We start from the raw sequence: 16,969 nt of genomic DNA on the forward strand, positions 1-16,969 counted from the left end.
GGAGAGAGAACGGTGGCGCTGGATGAATTCTCCCGGATTCGAAAATGGACGAGCCGATCGGCAACAGATAAGGGCGGCGACGGACTGTCCATCGGAATTGGAGATGATGCCGCCGTTTTTGGCGTTGCATCGGGTATGGAGGTAGTCGCCTGCTGCGACGCGATGATCGAGACGGTTCATTTTCTGCGCAGGACGATGAAGCCTGCGGATATCGGATACAAGGCGTTGGTCAGCAATTTGAGCGATGTGGCCGCGATGGGCGGCATCCCCAAGTACGCGATGGTCACGATCGGTGTCTCCCCTACATGGACAGAAGAGGACTGTGAGCTTGTGTATGAGGGCATTTATGAAGCGGCTGAAGCCTACGGCGTGCGGATTATCGGCGGGGATACCGTGTCAACACCTGACGCCCTGCACCTCTCCATCAGCGTTCTGGGGGAAGTGGAACGGGGAAAAGCCATCCGGCGCTCGGGTGCAATGCCCGGTGATCTGATTTTTGTCACGGGGAACGTGGGAGGTTCAGCGGCAGGTCTCCACCTGCTGCTGTCCGCAGAAGAAGCGGGGCAACGAGACGAAGCCGCTTTCCGCGAGTGGGCCGAGCTGATCCGCAAGCATCGCCGGCCGGTTCCGCGCATCCAGGAAGGACGATTATTGCTCACCGGTTGCTTAAGGCCGGGGGCGCTCAATGATGTGAGCGATGGCCTCGCTTCCGAGCTGTGGGAAATTGCCGAGGCGAGCAGTGCGCTGCTGGTCGTAGAAGAGTCAATCATTCCCATTGCGGATGTGACGCGGCAGTACGCTTTGCATGCTGGAAAGTCCGCTTTGGACTGGGGCTTGTACGGTGGCGAAGACTATGAGCTTGTCGGCACTGTGGCTGCCGGGGAAGCGGAGCGAATGGAGCAGCTTTTCCGAGAGCACGATTGTACGTTCCGCGTGATCGGCCGTGTGGAAGCCGGGGAACCAGCGGTCTGGCTAACGGATGCGCAAGACAGGAAAAGACCGCTGCCAAAAGGCGGCTACAATCATTTCTCCCGTTAGCGAAGCGGGTCTGATACATACGGGGTGATTCGGTACATGACGAAGGAATATCGGTGGGTGCTGCAAGGCGAGGAGGAGACAAGAAGCTTTGCCGAGCAGTTTGCCGCTCTTTTACAACCAGGCGACTTCCTGGCGTTGGAAGGAACGCTGGGCGCAGGCAAGACCACCTTCACACAAGGGCTGGCTCGGGGGCTGGGCATCAAAAAGGTGGTCAACAGCCCGACGTTTACGCTGATTAAAGAATACGCAGGCAGGCTGCCGCTCTATCATATGGATGTCTACCGGGTGGAGGATGATGTGGCTTCGCTGGGCTTGGACGAATACTTTTTCGGCGAGGGCGTCTGTGTGGTGGAATGGGCCTCGTTAATCGAGCCGTATTTACCAGACGAGCGACTCACGATTACACTCGCCCGCGGTGAAGGGGAGAGCCGGATTTGCCAGTTCGAACCGCTGGGTGAGCGATACATAGAAAAATGTGAAAGGTTTGATTACAATGCGCGTACTGGCGATTGACACGTCCAACCTGGTACTGAGCGTGGCGGTCGTGGACGAGAAACGTGTGTTGGGCGAAATCACGACCAATCTGCAGAAAAACCATTCCGTCCGGATGATGGATGCCATCTCCGAGCTGCTGGACGACTTGGACATGGGACCTGAGGAGCTTTCCGGGATTGCGGTAGCAAAGGGCCCCGGTTCTTACACGGGTGTGCGCATTGGCGTATCCACCGCGAAAAGCATGGCTTGGTCGCTCCAGATTCCTGTCGTAGGGGTTTCGAGCTTACAGGCGGTAGCCATGAACGCGTTTGGATTTTCCGGCGGGATCATTCCGCTCTTTGATGCCCGGCGCGGTCAGGTATATACCGGGTATTATCAGGCGGACCAAGCGGGACTGGCCGAATTGGTCTTAGAAGAGCGAATCATGTTGCTGACGGATTGGCTGTCCGTTGTTAAGGAGCAGGCAAAAGGAGCGCCGCTGCTCTTTTTGGGGGATGATACCGCTGTGCACCGCGAGTCCATACTCGCTGATTTGGGAGAGCAAGCGCTTTTCGCTCCGGTCTCTTTTAATCATCCGCGCGCAGCCCACATCGGCTGGTTGGGGCAAAAGCTTTTGATGCAGGCAGGCACGGTCCATGAGCTGGTGCCGGAATATTTGCAGGTCGCTGAGGCGGAAGCCAAATGGCTGGCCAAACAGAACGGGTAATAGAGGGGCAACGGATGGAAGCGCAAGAGCAAATCGATATTCGGTTTATGACTTTGGATGATGTGGATGCGGTCGTGGAGCTGGAGCATCTCTCTTTTACCACACCTTGGCCTAGGGACGCATTCGTGAACGAGTTGACGATCAACCAGCATGCCAAGTATGTGGTGGTGACCAGCAACGGCAAGGTAGTCGCTTATTGCGGCATGTGGGTCATTTTGGATGAAGCGCATATTACCAATATAGCTGTCCACCCGCAGTTTCGGGGGAGGAAGCTGGGCGAGGCCTTGATGCGCCAGATGATGGGCATGGCTGTCCTGTACGGCGGCAAGCGGATGACGCTCGAGGTGCGCCCCTCCAATCTGACGGCGCGAAATTTATACGCCAAGCTGGGCTTTACAGAAGCGGGTAGAAGAAAGAACTATTATTCCGATAATCAGGAAGACGCCATTATTATGTGGGTGACATTACATGAGTAGACAAAAGGAATCGCGTTATCAACAACGCGTACAAGCAGCATACCGCAGCCAATTGACGGCAGGTCGCCCGGTCACGATCCTCGGGGTGGAAACGAGCTGTGACGAAACCTCGGCCGCTGTCGTAGTCGATGGAACGACTGTGCTGTCCAACATCATCGCCTCACAAGCGGACATTCACAAACGTTTCGGAGGCGTAGTGCCGGAGGTTGCCTCCCGCCGTCATGTGGAAAATATTACGATGACCATTGAGGAAGCCCTGCAGGAAGCCGGAAAACGGCTGGATGAGATCGATGCCATTGCAGTCACCTACGGGCCAGGACTGGTCGGCGCTTTGCTTGTCGGGGTAGCGGCCGCGAAGGCGATCTCTTTTGCAAGGGGCATTCCGCTGATCGGGGTGCATCACATCGCCGGGCATATTTACGCCAATCGCTTGGTGACCGAAATGCAGTTTCCGCTGATTGCTTTAGTGGTCTCCGGCGGTCATACCGAACTGGTCCTGATGAAAGAGCATGGTCATTATGAGATTCTCGGAGAAACGCGGGACGACGCGGCGGGAGAAGCATACGACAAGGTGGCGCGCTCATTGGATTTGCCATACCCGGGCGGACCGCATATCGACCGCTTGGCTCATGAAGGGGAAGCCAATGTTCCCTTGCCAAGGGCTTGGCTGGAGCCGGATTCTTATGATTTCAGCTTCTCCGGCTTAAAATCGGCCGTGCTCAATACGCTGCACAACGCAGCCCAACGCGGGGAAACCATTGTCCCAGCCAATCTGGCCGCCAGCTTTCAGGCCTCCGTGGTGGAGGTCTTGGTGGAGAAAACGATTCGAGCGGCAAGGGAATACGACGCCAAGCAAATCTTGCTGGCAGGCGGGGTTGCCGCCAATCGCGGGTTGCGAACCGCATTGACGACTCGTTGCGAAGCGGAAGGGCTCAGCTTGGTCATTCCTCCTTTGTCGCTGTGCACGGACAATGCGGCGATGATCGCTGCTGCCGGCTACGTTTCCTATACCAAAGGGGAGTTTGCCGATTTGGATTTGAACGGTGTCCCTGGCTTGGATTTAACCGCCTCTTGTGCTGAATAAGGGGCGGTTTCTTTCATTTTTACATACGAAAAAGAAAGAGAGGCACAACAACATGGTCACTGCGTTTCCGCAAAAGAGCAGCCGTTTAACCTACCGTCCCACCACTTCTGCCGACATTCCGCAATTGGTAGAAGTGTATAACTCCAATCCGTTTTTCATGGAGATATCAGAAGGAAAGTCCGCTGTTACCGCTCAGGAAGTCATGCGCGATTACGAGGAAAATCAGGCGATGCCCGGGTCGTATACGATCTCTGTTTGCGAGATGCAGACGGATCGGGTGATTGGCATCCTTCAGTTTATTTTGGAAAATCCGCGAGATGGTCACCCTTGGCTTGGCTTGCTCATGATGCATCAGGAGAAGCAGGGGCAAGGAATGGCAGCAGAGTGCCTGCATACATTGATGGCGTGGTATCGGGAAAACGGCTTCGCTTCCCTGCACTTAGGGGTGCTGGAGAAAAATGAGCGTGTCGTTCCTTTTTATGAAAAGCATGGATTTGTCCGCTATGAATTGCGCGCGACGGAGAGCATGGGAAATGTGATCTGTATGTCGAAGGACTTATCCACAAACTAAAAAAAGATGAAAGCGGTTGTTAACATGTATTCTTGTGAATAATGGTGATAAAACTGTTCAAGCCCGAGCAGATCGAATTTTTCGCTGTGGGTTGAGCTGTGGAGAATGTGGATAAAGCTGTTGATATGTGAGCAGTTATCCCGTGGATATCCACAGTGTTGTTCAGAACATTGTTTACAGGAGGATACATGAGACCCTTTTCGATTCGCTACATGCGGTTATTTCTCGTGGCTGCGATGCTATGCCTGTGTCTGCCAGCTGGGAAGCTTTTGGCCAAGCCAGCGGATCGGCAGGTCATTGTCCTGTTCATCAGCGGTTTTTCATTTACTGACCTGGCGAAGCTGAAAAACTATCCACATGTGGACAAATGGATATCCAAAAGCGCCATAGGGGCCATGACGATTCGTCCGGCCGGGGCCCGGAATGAGGAAAACGCCTATTTGCTGCTGGGAAGCGGCGGGCAGGCTGTTTATACGGAAGCAAGCGGTACGGCTTACCACGCGATGGAGCGTATGGAAAGTGGAGAAACGGCCGCGGAACGAATGCAACGCTATCGCGGCGATCCTGTCCGTCTATCGGAAGAGACACTGTTATTCCCGGGTATTTACCGTTTGCAGGTGGAGAATGAGAACAAGCCGTTTACGGCACGTATTGGTCTATTGGGCAATATGCTGTCTGCCAATGGCATGATCGCTGCTGTCTTTGGAAATTCGGACGCGGAGGGAAAAAAACATCGGCATGCCGCATTGTTTGCAATGGATGAGCGGGGCATCATCCCTGCTGGCGACCTTTCCTCCCGCACCTATCTGGCTGATCCCTCGTTTCCGGGCGGGCATCGCACCGATTACGCTTATCTGCTGGAGCGTATGACCCAAGAGCGGAGATCGGGAGTGCTGGTCGCAGAGGTGTCGGATCTAGCGAGGCTTTATCAGGCGCAAAGTCAGATGGATTCCGGGCATTTTCAGCGCCAGTACAATCAGGTTCTCACAGACCTGGATCAGTTTCTTGGGAATCTGCTGCAGACGCGAAAGGCCAATCAAATGGTGATCGTCACCTCGGCGTTGGTGAATGAAGCGGCAGTCAAGGAAAAATCATTGCTTACCCCCTTACTGCTCTGGCAAGAGGGAGGAGCGGGTACATGGCTGCAATCGGCTACGACCAGACAAGCAGGGGTAATTAGCGGCTTGGACTTACTGCCGACCCTCTTGCATTGGCTTGCCGTACCTTTGCCTCAAGGGTTGCTCGGGCATCCGTTGACGAGCAGTCCTCGGCAAGCGGGAAATATCGAGGCATTGCTGACCCATGTGCAAGAGATTGACCGGGTGTATGAGAATCGTTCCCCGATCATGTATACCTATGTCATGCTGCAGATTATCATTTTGGTCGCAGCCGCGCTGTTTTGGCTCTGGAAAAAAGACGAGCGGGGGAAAGCGGCGGAGAAGCTGAGGCGGGGCATCCGGCTTTCGCTCTTGTCGATGCTCTTTTACCCGTTATTGTTTTTGCTGGAGCCGCTGCTTTCTTGGTCGGTGCCTCCTCCTGTTATTTTGGGAGTCATCATCATGTTTGCGTTGGGCGGGGCATTGATCGTGGAGTCATGGCGGTTGCCGCGCATGCTGATGCTCGTGGCAGGAATGACGATCGGGGCAGTCCTTATTGATGGCTTTACGGGTGCGGAAGCGATGCAGCGCTCCTACCTTGGATACGATCCAGTCATTGGAGCTCGTTTCTACGGCTTGGGCAATGAATACGAGGGTGTTGTCGTGGGGGCAACGATCCTGTTTGTTTCCGCGTTGTACCAGCTGCGCAAGCCGGTAGGATCGGTATTTTGCATGACCGCAGCAGTGATGCTTTTCGGGCTCGTCTTGGTCTATATGGGAGCACCGTCATTAGGGGCGAATGCGGGGGGATTTTTGGCGGCGACCGTTGGATTTGGTGTGGCCGGGTTTCGCTTGCAGGAGTGGCGAGTGGGAAAAAAAGGCCTCCTGCTGATCACAGGAGGCTTGTTAGCTGGGGTCGGTGCTCTGATCATCATCAACCTGAGCTCAAGCCAGCCGCTGACCCATGTTGGCCGTGTAGCCAATGACATGGTCCAGGGCAACTGGGATGAGGTCATGAAAATCGTGGAACGAAAGCTGGAGATGAATTGGCGGTTGATCCGAATCTCTGGCTGGAGCAAGGTATTTGCGGTATCGCTGGTCGTGATCGGTCTGCTGAGCCTGCGTACCGATCGCTACCTGCGGAATCTCTCCGGGGAATACCCTTATCTGGTCAAAGGCTTTACCGGACTGATCGCCGGGTCGCTTGCCGGTTTGCTGCTGAACGACTCGGGAATCGTCACGGCAGCTACATCCATCATCTTTTTTGTGGTGCCCGCATTGTCTGCCGCGATCGGGGAACCGCTCGATCGGGAGTACAGCACGAATGACACCGTATGATGGTGGGGTGCATAGACCGAGCAGCCATCACGGAGGAGCGGGGATTTTACTCGCTCAATTCGCTCCATTCCTCGTAGAGCTTCTCGATTTCTTCCTTGGCCTGCTGGATGCTGTCGTTTCTTTCCTTCGCTTGCAAGTGATCCGTATATACCTCGGGAAGACAAAGCTCCTCTTCCCACTTGGCGATTCTTTCTTCCCGCTCGGCAATGGCTGCTTCGATTTCCTCCAGGCGGCGCTGGCGTTGACGCTCGCGCCGCTTCGCTTCCTTGTCCAGCTCATAGTTGGACTTGTCGGGAGCGGGAGCAGCAGTCCCTTTCCGTGCGGCGTTTTGCGCAGCCGCTTCGCTGGCCAACTGGGCCAGCTCTTCTTTTTTCTCCACGTAGTAGTCGTAGTTGCCGAGATAGCTGGTCACGCCGTTTGGCGATAGCTCCAGCACACGCGTCGCGATTTTGTTCAGGAAATAGCGGTCATGGGACACGAACAGGATCGTGCCGGGATAGTCAAACAAAGCGTTTTCCAGCACTTCTTTGCTGAACAAATCCAGGTGGTTGGTCGGCTCGTCCAGGATGAGGAAATTGGCTTCCTTGAGCATCAGCTTGGCCAGCGATACCCGGGCACGTTCCCCGCCGGAAAGCTCCCGGATCCTTTTTTGCACATCATCCCCGCTGAAGAGGAAATTGCCCAGCAAGGTGCGGACATCCTTTTCCTGCATGTGGGGGTAATCATCCCAAATTTCCGCCAGAACGGTTTTCGTTTCATTCAATACGCGATGTTCCTGATCGTAATAGCCAATCGTAACATTGCTTCCCAACTGAAAGGTGCCGTTGACGGCAGGAAGCTTCTCTACGATCGTTTTTAACAGCGTCGATTTCCCAATCCCATTGGGACCGACGAGCGCGATCCGCTCTTCCCGCTCTACCTCAAAGCTCAGGTGGCGGGAAAGGACGTGATCGGGATAACCGACACTCAGATCGTTTACCTTTAAGACGAGATTCCCGCTCATTTTCGCGATATCGAATGAGAAGTGGGCTGACTTCGTATGCATCATCGGCCGGTCCATCCGATCGATCTTTTCCAATTGTTTGCGCCGGCTTTGCGCGCGTTTGGTCGTAGAAGCGCGGGCGATGTTGCGGGCGATGAAATCCTCCAGCTTGGCGATTTCCTCCTGCTGTTTCTCAAAGCGCTTCAATTCCTGCTCCAGCTTGGCCGCCTTCATATCCAGGAACTCGCTGTAGTTGCCCGGATAGCGGGTGGCGCGGGTACGCTCGATCTCATAGACGACCGTCACCAGCTTGTCCAGAAAGTAGCGGTCATGGGAGACCAGCAGAATGGCTCCGTCGTAGTTGACCAGATACGTTTCCAGCCAGGTCAATGTCTCGATGTCGAGATAGTTGGTCGGCTCGTCCAGCAGCAGGATGGAAGGAGCTTGCAAGAGCAGCTTGGCCAAGGCAAGCCGGGTTTTTTGTCCGCCGCTTAACGTCTTGATCGGTGTATTCACGTCCATATCGGAGAAGCGCAGGCCGTGCAGCACACCGCGGATATTCGCTTCATAGCTGTACCCGCCGCGTTCCTTGAAGCTCTCGGAGCGCCGCGAATAATCCTCTAATATTTGCTCATATCGCTTTGTGTCCGCGAGTACCTCGGGATCGCCCATCCGTTCCTCCAGCTTGCGCAGCTCCTGCTCTTCCGCCTGCAAATGGGTGAAGACCGAGAGCATCTCCTCGCGTATCGTCCGCTCCGATTCGAGACCGCTGTTTTGCGCCAGATAGCCCAGCGTCACCTCTTTGGGCTTGCGGATGGTGCCGCTGTCATAGCTGAGCTGTCCCGCCAATATCTTCATTAACGTAGATTTTCCGGCACCATTGACACCGACCAGTCCGATGCGTTCTCCTGTTTGTATTTGCAGGTTAATATCTTGTAAAATGATGTCGATACCATATGCCTTTTGAATTTGTTCCGCTTGAAGCAAGATCATGGTTTTCACCTCAAATATATTCACGTTCGTCTTGGAACGGTCGCCTTCCTTGTCATGGCTCTCATACAGTGTAGCGTATAGGAAAAGGCAGGGACAAGTGGAAACGGGTGCAAAAGGACAGAAAGAGGAAGCTGCATGGGAGAAAAGGAAGCAAAACAGAATCTCCGACGCGAAGTCCTGGCTTTGCGTGCATCGCTGACACCTGAACAGAGAGCTTATCGCTCCGTGCAAGCAGCCGAACGATTGCTTGCGCTGTCAGCCTTGTCTGCATGCCAAACGATCATGGTGTTTCATCCCTTTCAAGATGAGATTGATACCCGGATCTTTTTGGAGGAAGCAAGGAAACGAGGCAAAGAACTGTGGCTTCCCCGTACAGAGGTGGCTGCACGCAAGCTCACGCCGTACGTTTATGACGGTGATGAACATCTGATTCCGGGTGTTTATGGAATCAGAGAGCCGGATCCTGAGCGGAGCCGCTTGGCCGACATTTCACGTTTGGACGCCATTGTAGTGCCAGGGGTGGCTTTTGACCGGACGGGCGGGCGTTTAGGCTACGGCGGCGGTTTCTATGATCGCTTCCTGGCGCAATTGCCGCGAAAGCCTTTGCTGATTGGCTATGCGTTTTCCATCCAAGTTGTAGAGCAAGTGCCTCTGGAGGAACATGATTATTCACTCGATTATTTGGTTACGGATGAAACGGTCTATGGGCCGTTTTCTGGCAAGAGTTTGTGACAGGTATAAAACAATTCGGTGTGGACTATCTACAGCAATAGGAAAAGAGTGTACTATTAATCACATAGGCTAGGGGAGGAAAGCGTTATGGATAATTGGAAGGTAGGCGTTATTTCGGCGAGTGATACCATTGCCAGCGGGAAACGTGAGGATGATCGCATTCCGGTCCTTCGTCAGATGGTGAACACATGGCTGAAGGTCGATGTGGCGATATATCGGGCGATTAGCGATGATATGGAGGACTTGAAGGAAAACATGATCGAGCTGGTGGATCGTGAAAAATGCGACCTGCTGATCGTGACCGGGGGAACCGGACTGAGTCCGCGCGATGTAACGCCAGAAGTGACGAGCTGGGTGATCGATCGACCTGTCCCAGGACTGGCGGAGGAAATGCGCCGCGCAGGCTTGCAGCAATCCCGCCGTGCTATGCTTACCCGAGCTGTAGCGGGGACCCGCGGCAATTCATTGATCATCAATCTCCCCGGCAATCCCAAAGGAGTCGAGATCTGTATGAATGCCATCGGGGACATGCTTTCCGATGCGCTCCATATTCTGCAGGGAACCGATCAAGTCAATGAGGATTGGGGCGGCCTCGGATGGTAAACAAACCAAAATTCAAGGAAGTGCCGGTGCGTGAAGCGGTAGGGTTGGTGCTTCCGCATGACATGACGCAGATTTTGCCCGGAGAATTCAAGGGACGCTTGTTCAAAAAAGGGCATGTCATCCGCGAAGAAGATATCGAGCCCTTGCTGTCGATTGGCAAAGAACACATCTACATCATGGAGATGCCAGCAGGCCACATTCATGAGAACGATGCGGGGATTCGGATCGCCCAAGCCGTGGCTGGAGACTGCCTGACGCTGACAGAGCCTTATGAAGGAAAGGTCAGCATGAAATCAACCGTCTTGGGGTTGGCCAAAATAAACCAAGACGCCATCCATACGATCAATGAGTTAGAGGGCATCGCGTTGGCAACACTGGAAAGTAACCAGGTGGTGAAGCCTGGGGATTCGGTTGCTGCTGCCCGCATCATCCCGTTGATTATGGAAGAGCAGCGCATTGAGCGTCTGGAGGAGATTGCCGCTGGCTATGCTCCGGGCATCGTCCATGTTGTACCTTTCGCCGCCAAAAAAGTCGGAGTCGTGACCACGGGCGGAGAGGTATTCTCCGGCCGGATCGAGGACAAGTTCGGTCCTGCGATAAGGGCAAAGGTGGAAGCGTTGGGTTCGACGGTTGTCGAGCAAAGGTTCGCACCGGATGACAAGGAAAAGATCGAAGCCGAAATCCGTTATTTTGTGGACCAAGGTGTCGACTTGATCCTGGTGACCGGCGGTATGTCGGTGGATCCGGATGACCGGACGCCCGGAGCGATTGCAGGAGCAGGAGCGGAAGTTGTCCGCTACGGGACCCCCATGCTGCCAGGTTCCATGCTGATGGTGGCGTACATCGGCGATACCCCTGTACTGGGCCTACCAGGTGCGGTGATGCATGAACCCTTTACTTCCTTCGATGTATTCCTGCCCCGGATATTGGCGGGAGAACGGATTGAGGAGCGAGACATGACCAGATTGGGATATGGCGGTCTGCGCAAGTGTTAGACAAGAATAAATAATGCCAACAAGAAGTTGAGGAGTGAGTAAGAATGAGCGGAATTGGAATACCCGGATTGATTTTAATCCTTGTAATTGCACTAGTATTATTTGGGCCCAAAAAACTGCCTGAGCTGGGCAGAGCGATTGGTCACACCTTGAAAGAATTCAAACATGCGACACGCGGTTTGACCAAGGATGATGACGAAGACGAAGTGAAAGAAGCGCCGAAAAAGGTGGAAGTGCTGACAGAAAAGGATGCCTTCGACCGTGAAAAAATTGAACGGGAAGTTCGCGAGCGCCTGGAACGTGAACGCATCGAAGCTGAAGTCAAGGCGAAACTGGAGCAAGAGCGCATTCAGGCCGAGAAAGAAAAGCAGCAGGCGTAGACAGACGGGCGGGTGTATTGATGAGCGAGAGTCAAGAAATGACGTTGGTGGAGCACCTGGCAGAGTTGCGAAAACGGCTCATCTGGGTGATCATTGTCTTTATCCTGTCCATGGTAGCGGGACTCGTATATGCCGGGCAGGCGATTGAATATTTGAAGCAAAGCCCATTGGCCGGGGGAATCCCGCTGAAATCGTTTCATCCATCCGATGTTTTAGGCATTTATATGCAGTTTTCGTTCGTTATCGGATTGATCGTGACTTTGCCGGTTGCCTTGTACCACATATGGAGATTTGTCAGTCCGGGATTGCATGAACAGGAGCGAAAGGGAACACTCATGTTTATCCCGGCTGCCTTTTTCCTGTTTTTGCTGGGCCTTAGCTTCGGTTACTTTGTTGTGTTTCCGTTTGTGATGCAGTTTGTCACCAATATCGCGGGAACGATTCAGGTGGATCCAAACTACGGGATTTCCCAATATTTCAGTTTCATGTTCAATATGGTCATTCCGTTCGGTTTTTTGTTTGAGTTGCCGATTCTGGTCATGTTCCTGACCAGGCTGCGTATCTTGAATCCGATGCGCTTGGCCAAAATGCGGCGTTTTGCTTACTTTGGCTTGACGATTGTCGGGATCACGCTGACCCCTCCAGAAATCGTCAGCGATATCCTGGTGACGGTTCCGTTGCTGCTGTTGTATGAGATCAGCATTTGGCTCTCGCGCACGGTTTATCGCAAACAGCTGAAAGAAGAAGAGCGATGGAGACAAGAATACGAGAATCAGCATGAATAGCTGCGAGACTCTCACCGATCTGGTGAGGGTTTTTTTCTTTTTCACATAATGTGGCAAAGTTTGGACAGAATGAACGTATCGGAAGTGATTCGCATCATTGGTCGGAAGGAGCGAGGCAAATGTGGGCATTCCTGGCGGTTTGGTTGATGCTGTTTTCAAGTCAACCGCTTCCGCTCGAGCCGGTAGAGGTATTTGATACGGATAAAGAGCGCGTCGTGAGCACGTTTGAGAATTCCGAGAAATATCAGCAGGCAGCGAGGATGCTGCTTGCGAGCGTCACGGCAAGGGTATTGGAGCTGAATCCGCCTTTGACGCATGCATATATTGTCAAGATACCTGTGGTACCGCCCCAGCGACTGGAGGTGCCAGATGCCAAGATCAGGGAAGAAATTGTCCGGATGTTTGTCGTGATGCCCAAGCGTGGGGAGCGAAAGCCGTATCTGATCCTGCACACCAAAGATAATGCGACATTGGTCGTGGAGTTTGTGGAACCGGTCGAATCGCTGCGCAAGATGGTTCGCTTATAAAGAAGCTCCGAAATGAGTATTCATTGGATAGAGGACTTGGTGACGGACATGCTGCTCGGCTCTCTGGTGATGGATGAGAGCCGGGCTTTTTTCATGGAACAACAAAGGCTTCGCTAAAAAATGTAGCGGAGCCCTTGTCACTGCCGTGTTTCCATCAAGGAACCGTCAGCAATGTGATGAAGTTCTGGGTGTAATAGTCGGCATATACGCCTGTGCCCAACTGCAGGAAGCCCTTTTCGAGAACATTTTTGCGATGGCCAGGGCTGTTCATCCAGTTCTCGTGGGCCTCGATCGCATCAGGGAAGCCGGCCGCAATGTTTTCCCCGGCCATTTTGAAGACGACGCCGCCTTGCTTGAGCCTTTGAAACGGATCGAGACCGGTCGTGGCGGATACGTGGGAAAAGAAACCGGCGTTTTCCATATCTTTGCTGTGCCCCTTTGCTACTTTTGCAGCGGGATCGTACCAGGTGAGGAGCGGCAGCTTGTGACGATAACGGATGATGTTTACGAGATCAAGCAGCTGGCGTTCATGGGCGGCGTCAACCAGCTCCCGCATCTTGATTGTAAGCGGAGGAGGGTCGAATTCCGGCGCTTTGCCTTGGTACGTCCATTTGGTCTCATAAAATCCCCCCTGCAGCAAGACGAGCTTGTCGATCAAACGCAGGGCGGTGACCTTTTGGCTGTTTTGGGTGTCCAGGTAAAACATGATCGGTGTATCGCCGGCGATGGTCAGCGGACGCTCTTTCATCTGGTTCGTAATCTGAATGGAGGCGCCTTGATAGGTGAATGTGACGCTGCGCTTGATATCGTGCTTCCCGGTCAAAGAGGAGTAGCTTGTCCCGATGCTGACATTGCCAATCTGGGCTAGCGGAGCATTGGAATAGACATCGACGACTTTGCCTTGGCGAATGCCCACCTGCACGTATCGATCATAGGATTTGTTGTAGATCCACCATTCGTATCCTAGGGCACTCGGCTCTCTTCTGACAGGTTGCCCCAAGCGCTTGATGACATCCTGCTCGCTGTCTCCCAAGGAGATTTCAAAAAGCGAAAGGCTGGAAGCTGCCGGGGGAGCCGATGGTTGTGGCGCTTGGGGAGTGGAAGCGGCAGCACTCACTTGTTCAGCCGATGCAGCATGATTAGCCTGGGAAGCCGGTGGCTGTGCAGCTGGGGCTGTGGCGGCAGCAGACGCTGGGGCTTTCCCCAACCAAGCGACCTCCTTGGCAGGATCCCATCCGACTGGTTTCGCCAAATGCTTGCCAACCATCGAGAGAGGCACATAGATGGTACCTTCGTATTCCAAAGCGGCGGGAACATAGTCTTTCCCGTTTTGATAGTAGCCAGGTCGATCGCTTATGTTTACTTTTTGGCCATCCAGATAAAAGTCTGCCGGACGCAGCGCAGCACGAATCATGGAGAAGTCATCGGAAAAAAAGACTCGCGAAAGAGCAAAAAGCAAGATTCCGGACAAGAGTAGCGTTAACCATTTGCGCATGTTTTCTCCCTCCTGATGAATGTGGTTCTTGGCTTTGTCTTATTTATAGTAGAGCAGAGAGAATAATAGAACAAATTTATAGAAAAGAGATGAAAAATTGCTAGAGAGGGAACTGCATTTTTCAAAGAAAAAGTGCAGGAAGATACTTGCAAAGTATTCAGGGATTCATTATTATAAGAAATGGATGTTAGCACTCCCTTAAGTTGAGTGCTAACAAAACGATGTGGCTGTTTTTCCGAACCGGAGAAGCAGGCATGTCAACACTATTCAGTATTCACTATTTTGAGGAGGGTGTTTTCTGTGTTAAAGCCATTAGGTGACCGTGTGGTAATTGAACCAATCGCAAAAGAAGAAACAACCGCTAGCGGTATCGTACTTCCAGACACCGCAAAGGAAAAACCACAAGAAGGCCGCGTTATTGCAGTCGGATCCGGTCGCGTAGCTGACAACGGCGAGCGTATCGCGTTGGAAGTAAAAGAAGGCGACAAAGTAATCTTCTCCAAGTACGCAGGTACTGAAGTGAAGGTTGACAACAAAGAATTGCTCGTACTGCGCGAGTCCGACATCCTTGCAATCATCGGCTAATTGCGCAATTGACATACTGTACCATCAAAACACATAACGCAGGAGGTAGAGTTTTCCATGGCAAAACAAATCAAGTTTTCTGAAGATGCTCGCCGTTCCATGCTTCGCGGTGTAGAGGCACTTGCGAACGCAGTGAAAGTAACCATCGGTCCAAAAGGCCGCAACGTAGTATTGGAGAAAAAATTCGGTTCGCCGCTCATCACCAATGACGGTGTAACCATCGCGAAAGAAATTGAGCTGGAAGACGCTTATGAAAACATGGGCGCTCAACTGGTGAAAGAAGTTGCTACCAAAACAAACGATGTAGCGGGTGACGGTACAACTACTGCGACCGTTCTGGCTTATGCGATGATTCGCGAAGGTCTGAAAAACGTAACTGCAGGCGCTAACCCAATGGTAATCCGCCGCGGTATGGAAAAAGCGGTTCGCGCTGCTGTAGAAGAGATCAAAAAAATCTCCAAACCAGTTGAAAACAAAGCTTCCATCGCTCAAGTAGCTGCAATTTCTGCTGATGATGCAGAGATCGGCGAACTGATCGCAGAAGCAATGGAAAAAGTGGGCAAAGACGGTGTAATCACCGTTGAAGAGTCCAAAGGCTTCTCCACTGAGCTGGAAGTAGTAGAAGGTATGCAATTCGACCGTGGCTACGCTTCCCCTTACATGATCACTGACACTGACAAGATGGAAGCGGTATTGAATAACCCTTACATCTTGATCACCGACAAAAAAATCGGCAACATCCAAGAAATCCTGCCAGTGCTTGAGCAAGTCGTTCAAAGCGGCAAACCGCTCTTGATCATTGCTGAAGACGTAGAAGGCGAAGCTTTGGCTACTCTCGTAGTAAACAAACTGCGTGGTACGTTCACAGCTGTTGCTGTTAAAGCTCCTGGCTTTGGTGATCGCCGCAAAGCTATGCTGGGCGATATCGCAACCCTGACTGGTGGCGAAGTGATTACAGAAGATCTGGGCCTCGACCTGAAATCTACAAAAATCACGCAACTTGGCCGCGCAGGCAAAGTGGTTGTTACCAAAGAAAACACCACAATCGTGGAAGGTGCTGGCGACAAAGCAGCTATCGACGGTCGTGTATCTCAAATCCGTCAACAAATCGAAGACACTACTTCTGAATTTGATCGTGAAAAACTGCAAGAGCGCCTGGCGAAACTGTCCGGCGGCGTAGCGGTTATCAAAGTTGGTGCAGCTACTGAAACTGAATTGAAAGAGAAAAAACTGCGCATCGAGGACGCCCTCAACTCTACTCGCGCTGCGGTAGAAGAAGGTATCGTACCTGGTGGTGGTACAACTCTCGTGAATGCTGCGAAAGCTGTAGAAGCTGTGAAAGCAGAAGGCGACGAGGCAGTTGGTGTACAAATCGTACTGCGCGCTCTGGAAGAGCCAGTTCGTCAAATCGCTGCGAACGCAGGCCTCGAAGGCTCTGTAATCGTAGATCGACTGAAAAAAGAAGCGGTTGGCATCGGCTTCAACGCTGCTACTGAAGAGTGGGTAAACATGCTCGAAGCTGGTATCGTTGACGCTGCGAAAGTAACTCGCTCCGCTCTCTCCAACGCTGCATCTGTAGCTGCTATGTTCTTGACTACTGAAGCAGTTGTGGCTGACAAACCAGAAGAGAACAAAGCTCCAGCAGGCATGCCTGACATGGGCGGCATGGGCGGCATGATGTAAGAAACGCCTCGTGCGTAAAAAGAGGGGCAGACTTGGTCTGCCTCTCTTTGCTTTTGTATGGTGTCCGTAAAGGCATTGGCATATGAAGGTAGTTGCTTTTTGGGGTGAGAGTTGTTAAGATAACTTTTGTCTTTTTTCACACAGAATGAAAAAACGATAAACCGCACAGAAAATACCACTTGATTTCTCTGGTAGTAATGTGATAGAGTAATAAAGGTCGGCAGCACAACTGCTGCTGATTGCTAAGTAGAAATGCTCTTTGAAAACTGAACAGCAAAAGCGTGAAACGAGTCAATCAATTACTTGTTTCAAATAAGCCAAGCTTAAAGGTTGAGCAACGATTAATCACCAATTTATTGGAGAGTTTGATCCTGGCTCAGGACGAACGCTGGCGGCGTGCCTAA

Annotated in this window: 17 protein-coding genes; 15 read left to right on the forward strand and 2 right to left on the reverse strand. The window is 52.6% G+C overall.

Annotated elements, in window-relative coordinates; translation table 11 throughout:
* The first annotated feature begins 12 nt into the window (after positions 1 to 12).
* From thiL to EIZ37_RS15425, 7 genes are all read left to right on the forward strand, one after another.
* Positions 13 to 1,038 (forward strand): thiamine-phosphate kinase, encoded by a 1,026-nt coding sequence (thiL, locus tag EIZ37_RS15395; RefSeq protein WP_134685642.1) that lies wholly within the window; start codon positions 13 to 15, stop codon positions 1,036 to 1,038.
* A 36-nt stretch (positions 1,039 to 1,074) separates the two neighbouring features.
* A complete protein-coding gene (tsaE, locus tag EIZ37_RS15400) occupies positions 1,075 to 1,551 on the forward strand; it encodes a tRNA (adenosine(37)-N6)-threonylcarbamoyltransferase complex ATPase subunit type 1 TsaE (RefSeq protein WP_134685643.1) in 477 nt (158 codons plus the stop codon).
* Positions 1,532 to 2,239 (forward strand): tRNA (adenosine(37)-N6)-threonylcarbamoyltransferase complex dimerization subunit type 1 TsaB, encoded by a 708-nt coding sequence (gene tsaB / locus EIZ37_RS15405; RefSeq protein ID WP_134685644.1) that lies wholly within the window; start codon positions 1,532 to 1,534, stop codon positions 2,237 to 2,239. The genes tsaE and tsaB overlap by 20 nt, the downstream gene beginning before the upstream one ends.
* Complete coding sequence (gene rimI, locus EIZ37_RS15410) at positions 2,215 to 2,715, forward strand: ribosomal protein S18-alanine N-acetyltransferase (RefSeq protein ID WP_407921146.1); 501 nt, start codon at positions 2,215 to 2,217, stop codon at positions 2,713 to 2,715. Before tsaB ends, rimI begins: the two co-directional genes overlap by 25 nt.
* Complete coding sequence (tsaD, locus tag EIZ37_RS15415; protein WP_134685645.1) at positions 2,708 to 3,799, forward strand: tRNA (adenosine(37)-N6)-threonylcarbamoyltransferase complex transferase subunit TsaD; 1,092 nt, start codon at positions 2,708 to 2,710, stop codon at positions 3,797 to 3,799. Before rimI ends, tsaD begins: the two co-directional genes overlap by 8 nt.
* Positions 3,800 to 3,851: 52 nt before the next feature.
* Positions 3,852 to 4,370, forward strand: a complete 519-nt coding sequence (locus EIZ37_RS15420) for a GNAT family N-acetyltransferase (protein WP_134685646.1) — start codon at positions 3,852 to 3,854, stop codon at positions 4,368 to 4,370.
* A gap of 188 nt (positions 4,371 to 4,558) precedes the next feature.
* The gene (locus tag EIZ37_RS15425) at positions 4,559 to 6,805 is read left to right on the forward strand and encodes a hypothetical protein (RefSeq protein WP_235828046.1); all 2,247 of its coding nucleotides are present in this window, start codon (positions 4,559 to 4,561) and stop codon (positions 6,803 to 6,805) included.
* Between the two features lie 46 nt (positions 6,806 to 6,851).
* Here EIZ37_RS15425 and EIZ37_RS15430 read toward each other — a convergent pair whose 3' ends face one another.
* The gene (locus EIZ37_RS15430) at positions 6,852 to 8,780 is read right to left on the reverse strand and encodes an ABC-F family ATP-binding cassette domain-containing protein (RefSeq protein WP_134685647.1); all 1,929 of its coding nucleotides are present in this window, start codon (positions 8,778 to 8,780) and stop codon (positions 6,852 to 6,854) included.
* Between the two features lie 135 nt (positions 8,781 to 8,915).
* On the opposite strand from EIZ37_RS15430, the gene EIZ37_RS15435 reads away from it, so the two are divergent.
* The 6 genes from EIZ37_RS15435 (at position 8,916) to EIZ37_RS15460 (ending at position 12,802) form a co-directional block, all read left to right on the forward strand.
* Positions 8,916 to 9,512: a 5-formyltetrahydrofolate cyclo-ligase gene (locus tag EIZ37_RS15435; protein ID WP_134685648.1), complete on the forward strand. Its 597-nt coding sequence runs from the start codon at positions 8,916 to 8,918 to the stop codon at positions 9,510 to 9,512.
* Positions 9,513 to 9,599: 87 nt separating this feature from the next.
* Positions 9,600 to 10,115: a MogA/MoaB family molybdenum cofactor biosynthesis protein gene (locus EIZ37_RS15440; RefSeq protein WP_134685649.1), complete on the forward strand. Its 516-nt coding sequence runs from the start codon at positions 9,600 to 9,602 to the stop codon at positions 10,113 to 10,115.
* Positions 10,109 to 11,110, forward strand: a complete 1,002-nt coding sequence (locus EIZ37_RS15445) for a molybdopterin-binding protein (protein WP_134685650.1) — start codon at positions 10,109 to 10,111, stop codon at positions 11,108 to 11,110. The genes EIZ37_RS15440 and EIZ37_RS15445 overlap by 7 nt, the downstream gene beginning before the upstream one ends.
* 44 nt (positions 11,111 to 11,154) lie before the next feature.
* Entirely contained in the window at positions 11,155 to 11,490 is a 336-nt protein-coding gene (locus EIZ37_RS15450; RefSeq protein WP_134685651.1) for a twin-arginine translocase TatA/TatE family subunit, read from the forward strand.
* Positions 11,491 to 11,510: 20 nt separating this feature from the next.
* Positions 11,511 to 12,275 (forward strand): twin-arginine translocase subunit TatC, encoded by a 765-nt coding sequence (tatC, locus tag EIZ37_RS15455; RefSeq protein WP_134685652.1) that lies wholly within the window; start codon positions 11,511 to 11,513, stop codon positions 12,273 to 12,275.
* 119 nt (positions 12,276 to 12,394) lie between these two features.
* On the forward strand, positions 12,395 to 12,802 hold the full coding sequence (locus EIZ37_RS15460) for a hypothetical protein (RefSeq protein ID WP_134685653.1): 408 nt from the start codon (positions 12,395 to 12,397) through the stop codon (positions 12,800 to 12,802).
* 154 nt (positions 12,803 to 12,956) lie between these two features.
* On the opposite strand, the gene EIZ37_RS15465 is transcribed toward EIZ37_RS15460, so the two are convergent.
* Positions 12,957 to 14,297: a CAP-associated domain-containing protein gene (locus EIZ37_RS15465; protein WP_134685654.1), complete on the reverse strand. Its 1,341-nt coding sequence runs from the start codon at positions 14,295 to 14,297 to the stop codon at positions 12,957 to 12,959.
* A gap of 300 nt (positions 14,298 to 14,597) precedes the next feature.
* Between EIZ37_RS15465 and groES the strand changes: the two genes are divergently transcribed.
* Positions 14,598 to 14,882, forward strand: coding sequence for a co-chaperone GroES (gene groES / locus EIZ37_RS15470; RefSeq protein ID WP_134685655.1), 285 nt, complete (start codon positions 14,598 to 14,600; stop codon positions 14,880 to 14,882).
* A gap of 57 nt (positions 14,883 to 14,939) precedes the next feature.
* Positions 14,940 to 16,565, forward strand: a complete 1,626-nt coding sequence (groL, locus tag EIZ37_RS15475) for a chaperonin GroEL (protein WP_134685656.1) — start codon at positions 14,940 to 14,942, stop codon at positions 16,563 to 16,565.
* Positions 16,566 to 16,969: the final 404 nt, after the last annotated feature.

This window comes from Brevibacillus migulae (genome assembly GCF_004521915.1).
Lineage (GTDB): Bacteria > Bacillota > Bacilli > Brevibacillales > Brevibacillaceae > Brevibacillus_F > Brevibacillus_F migulae.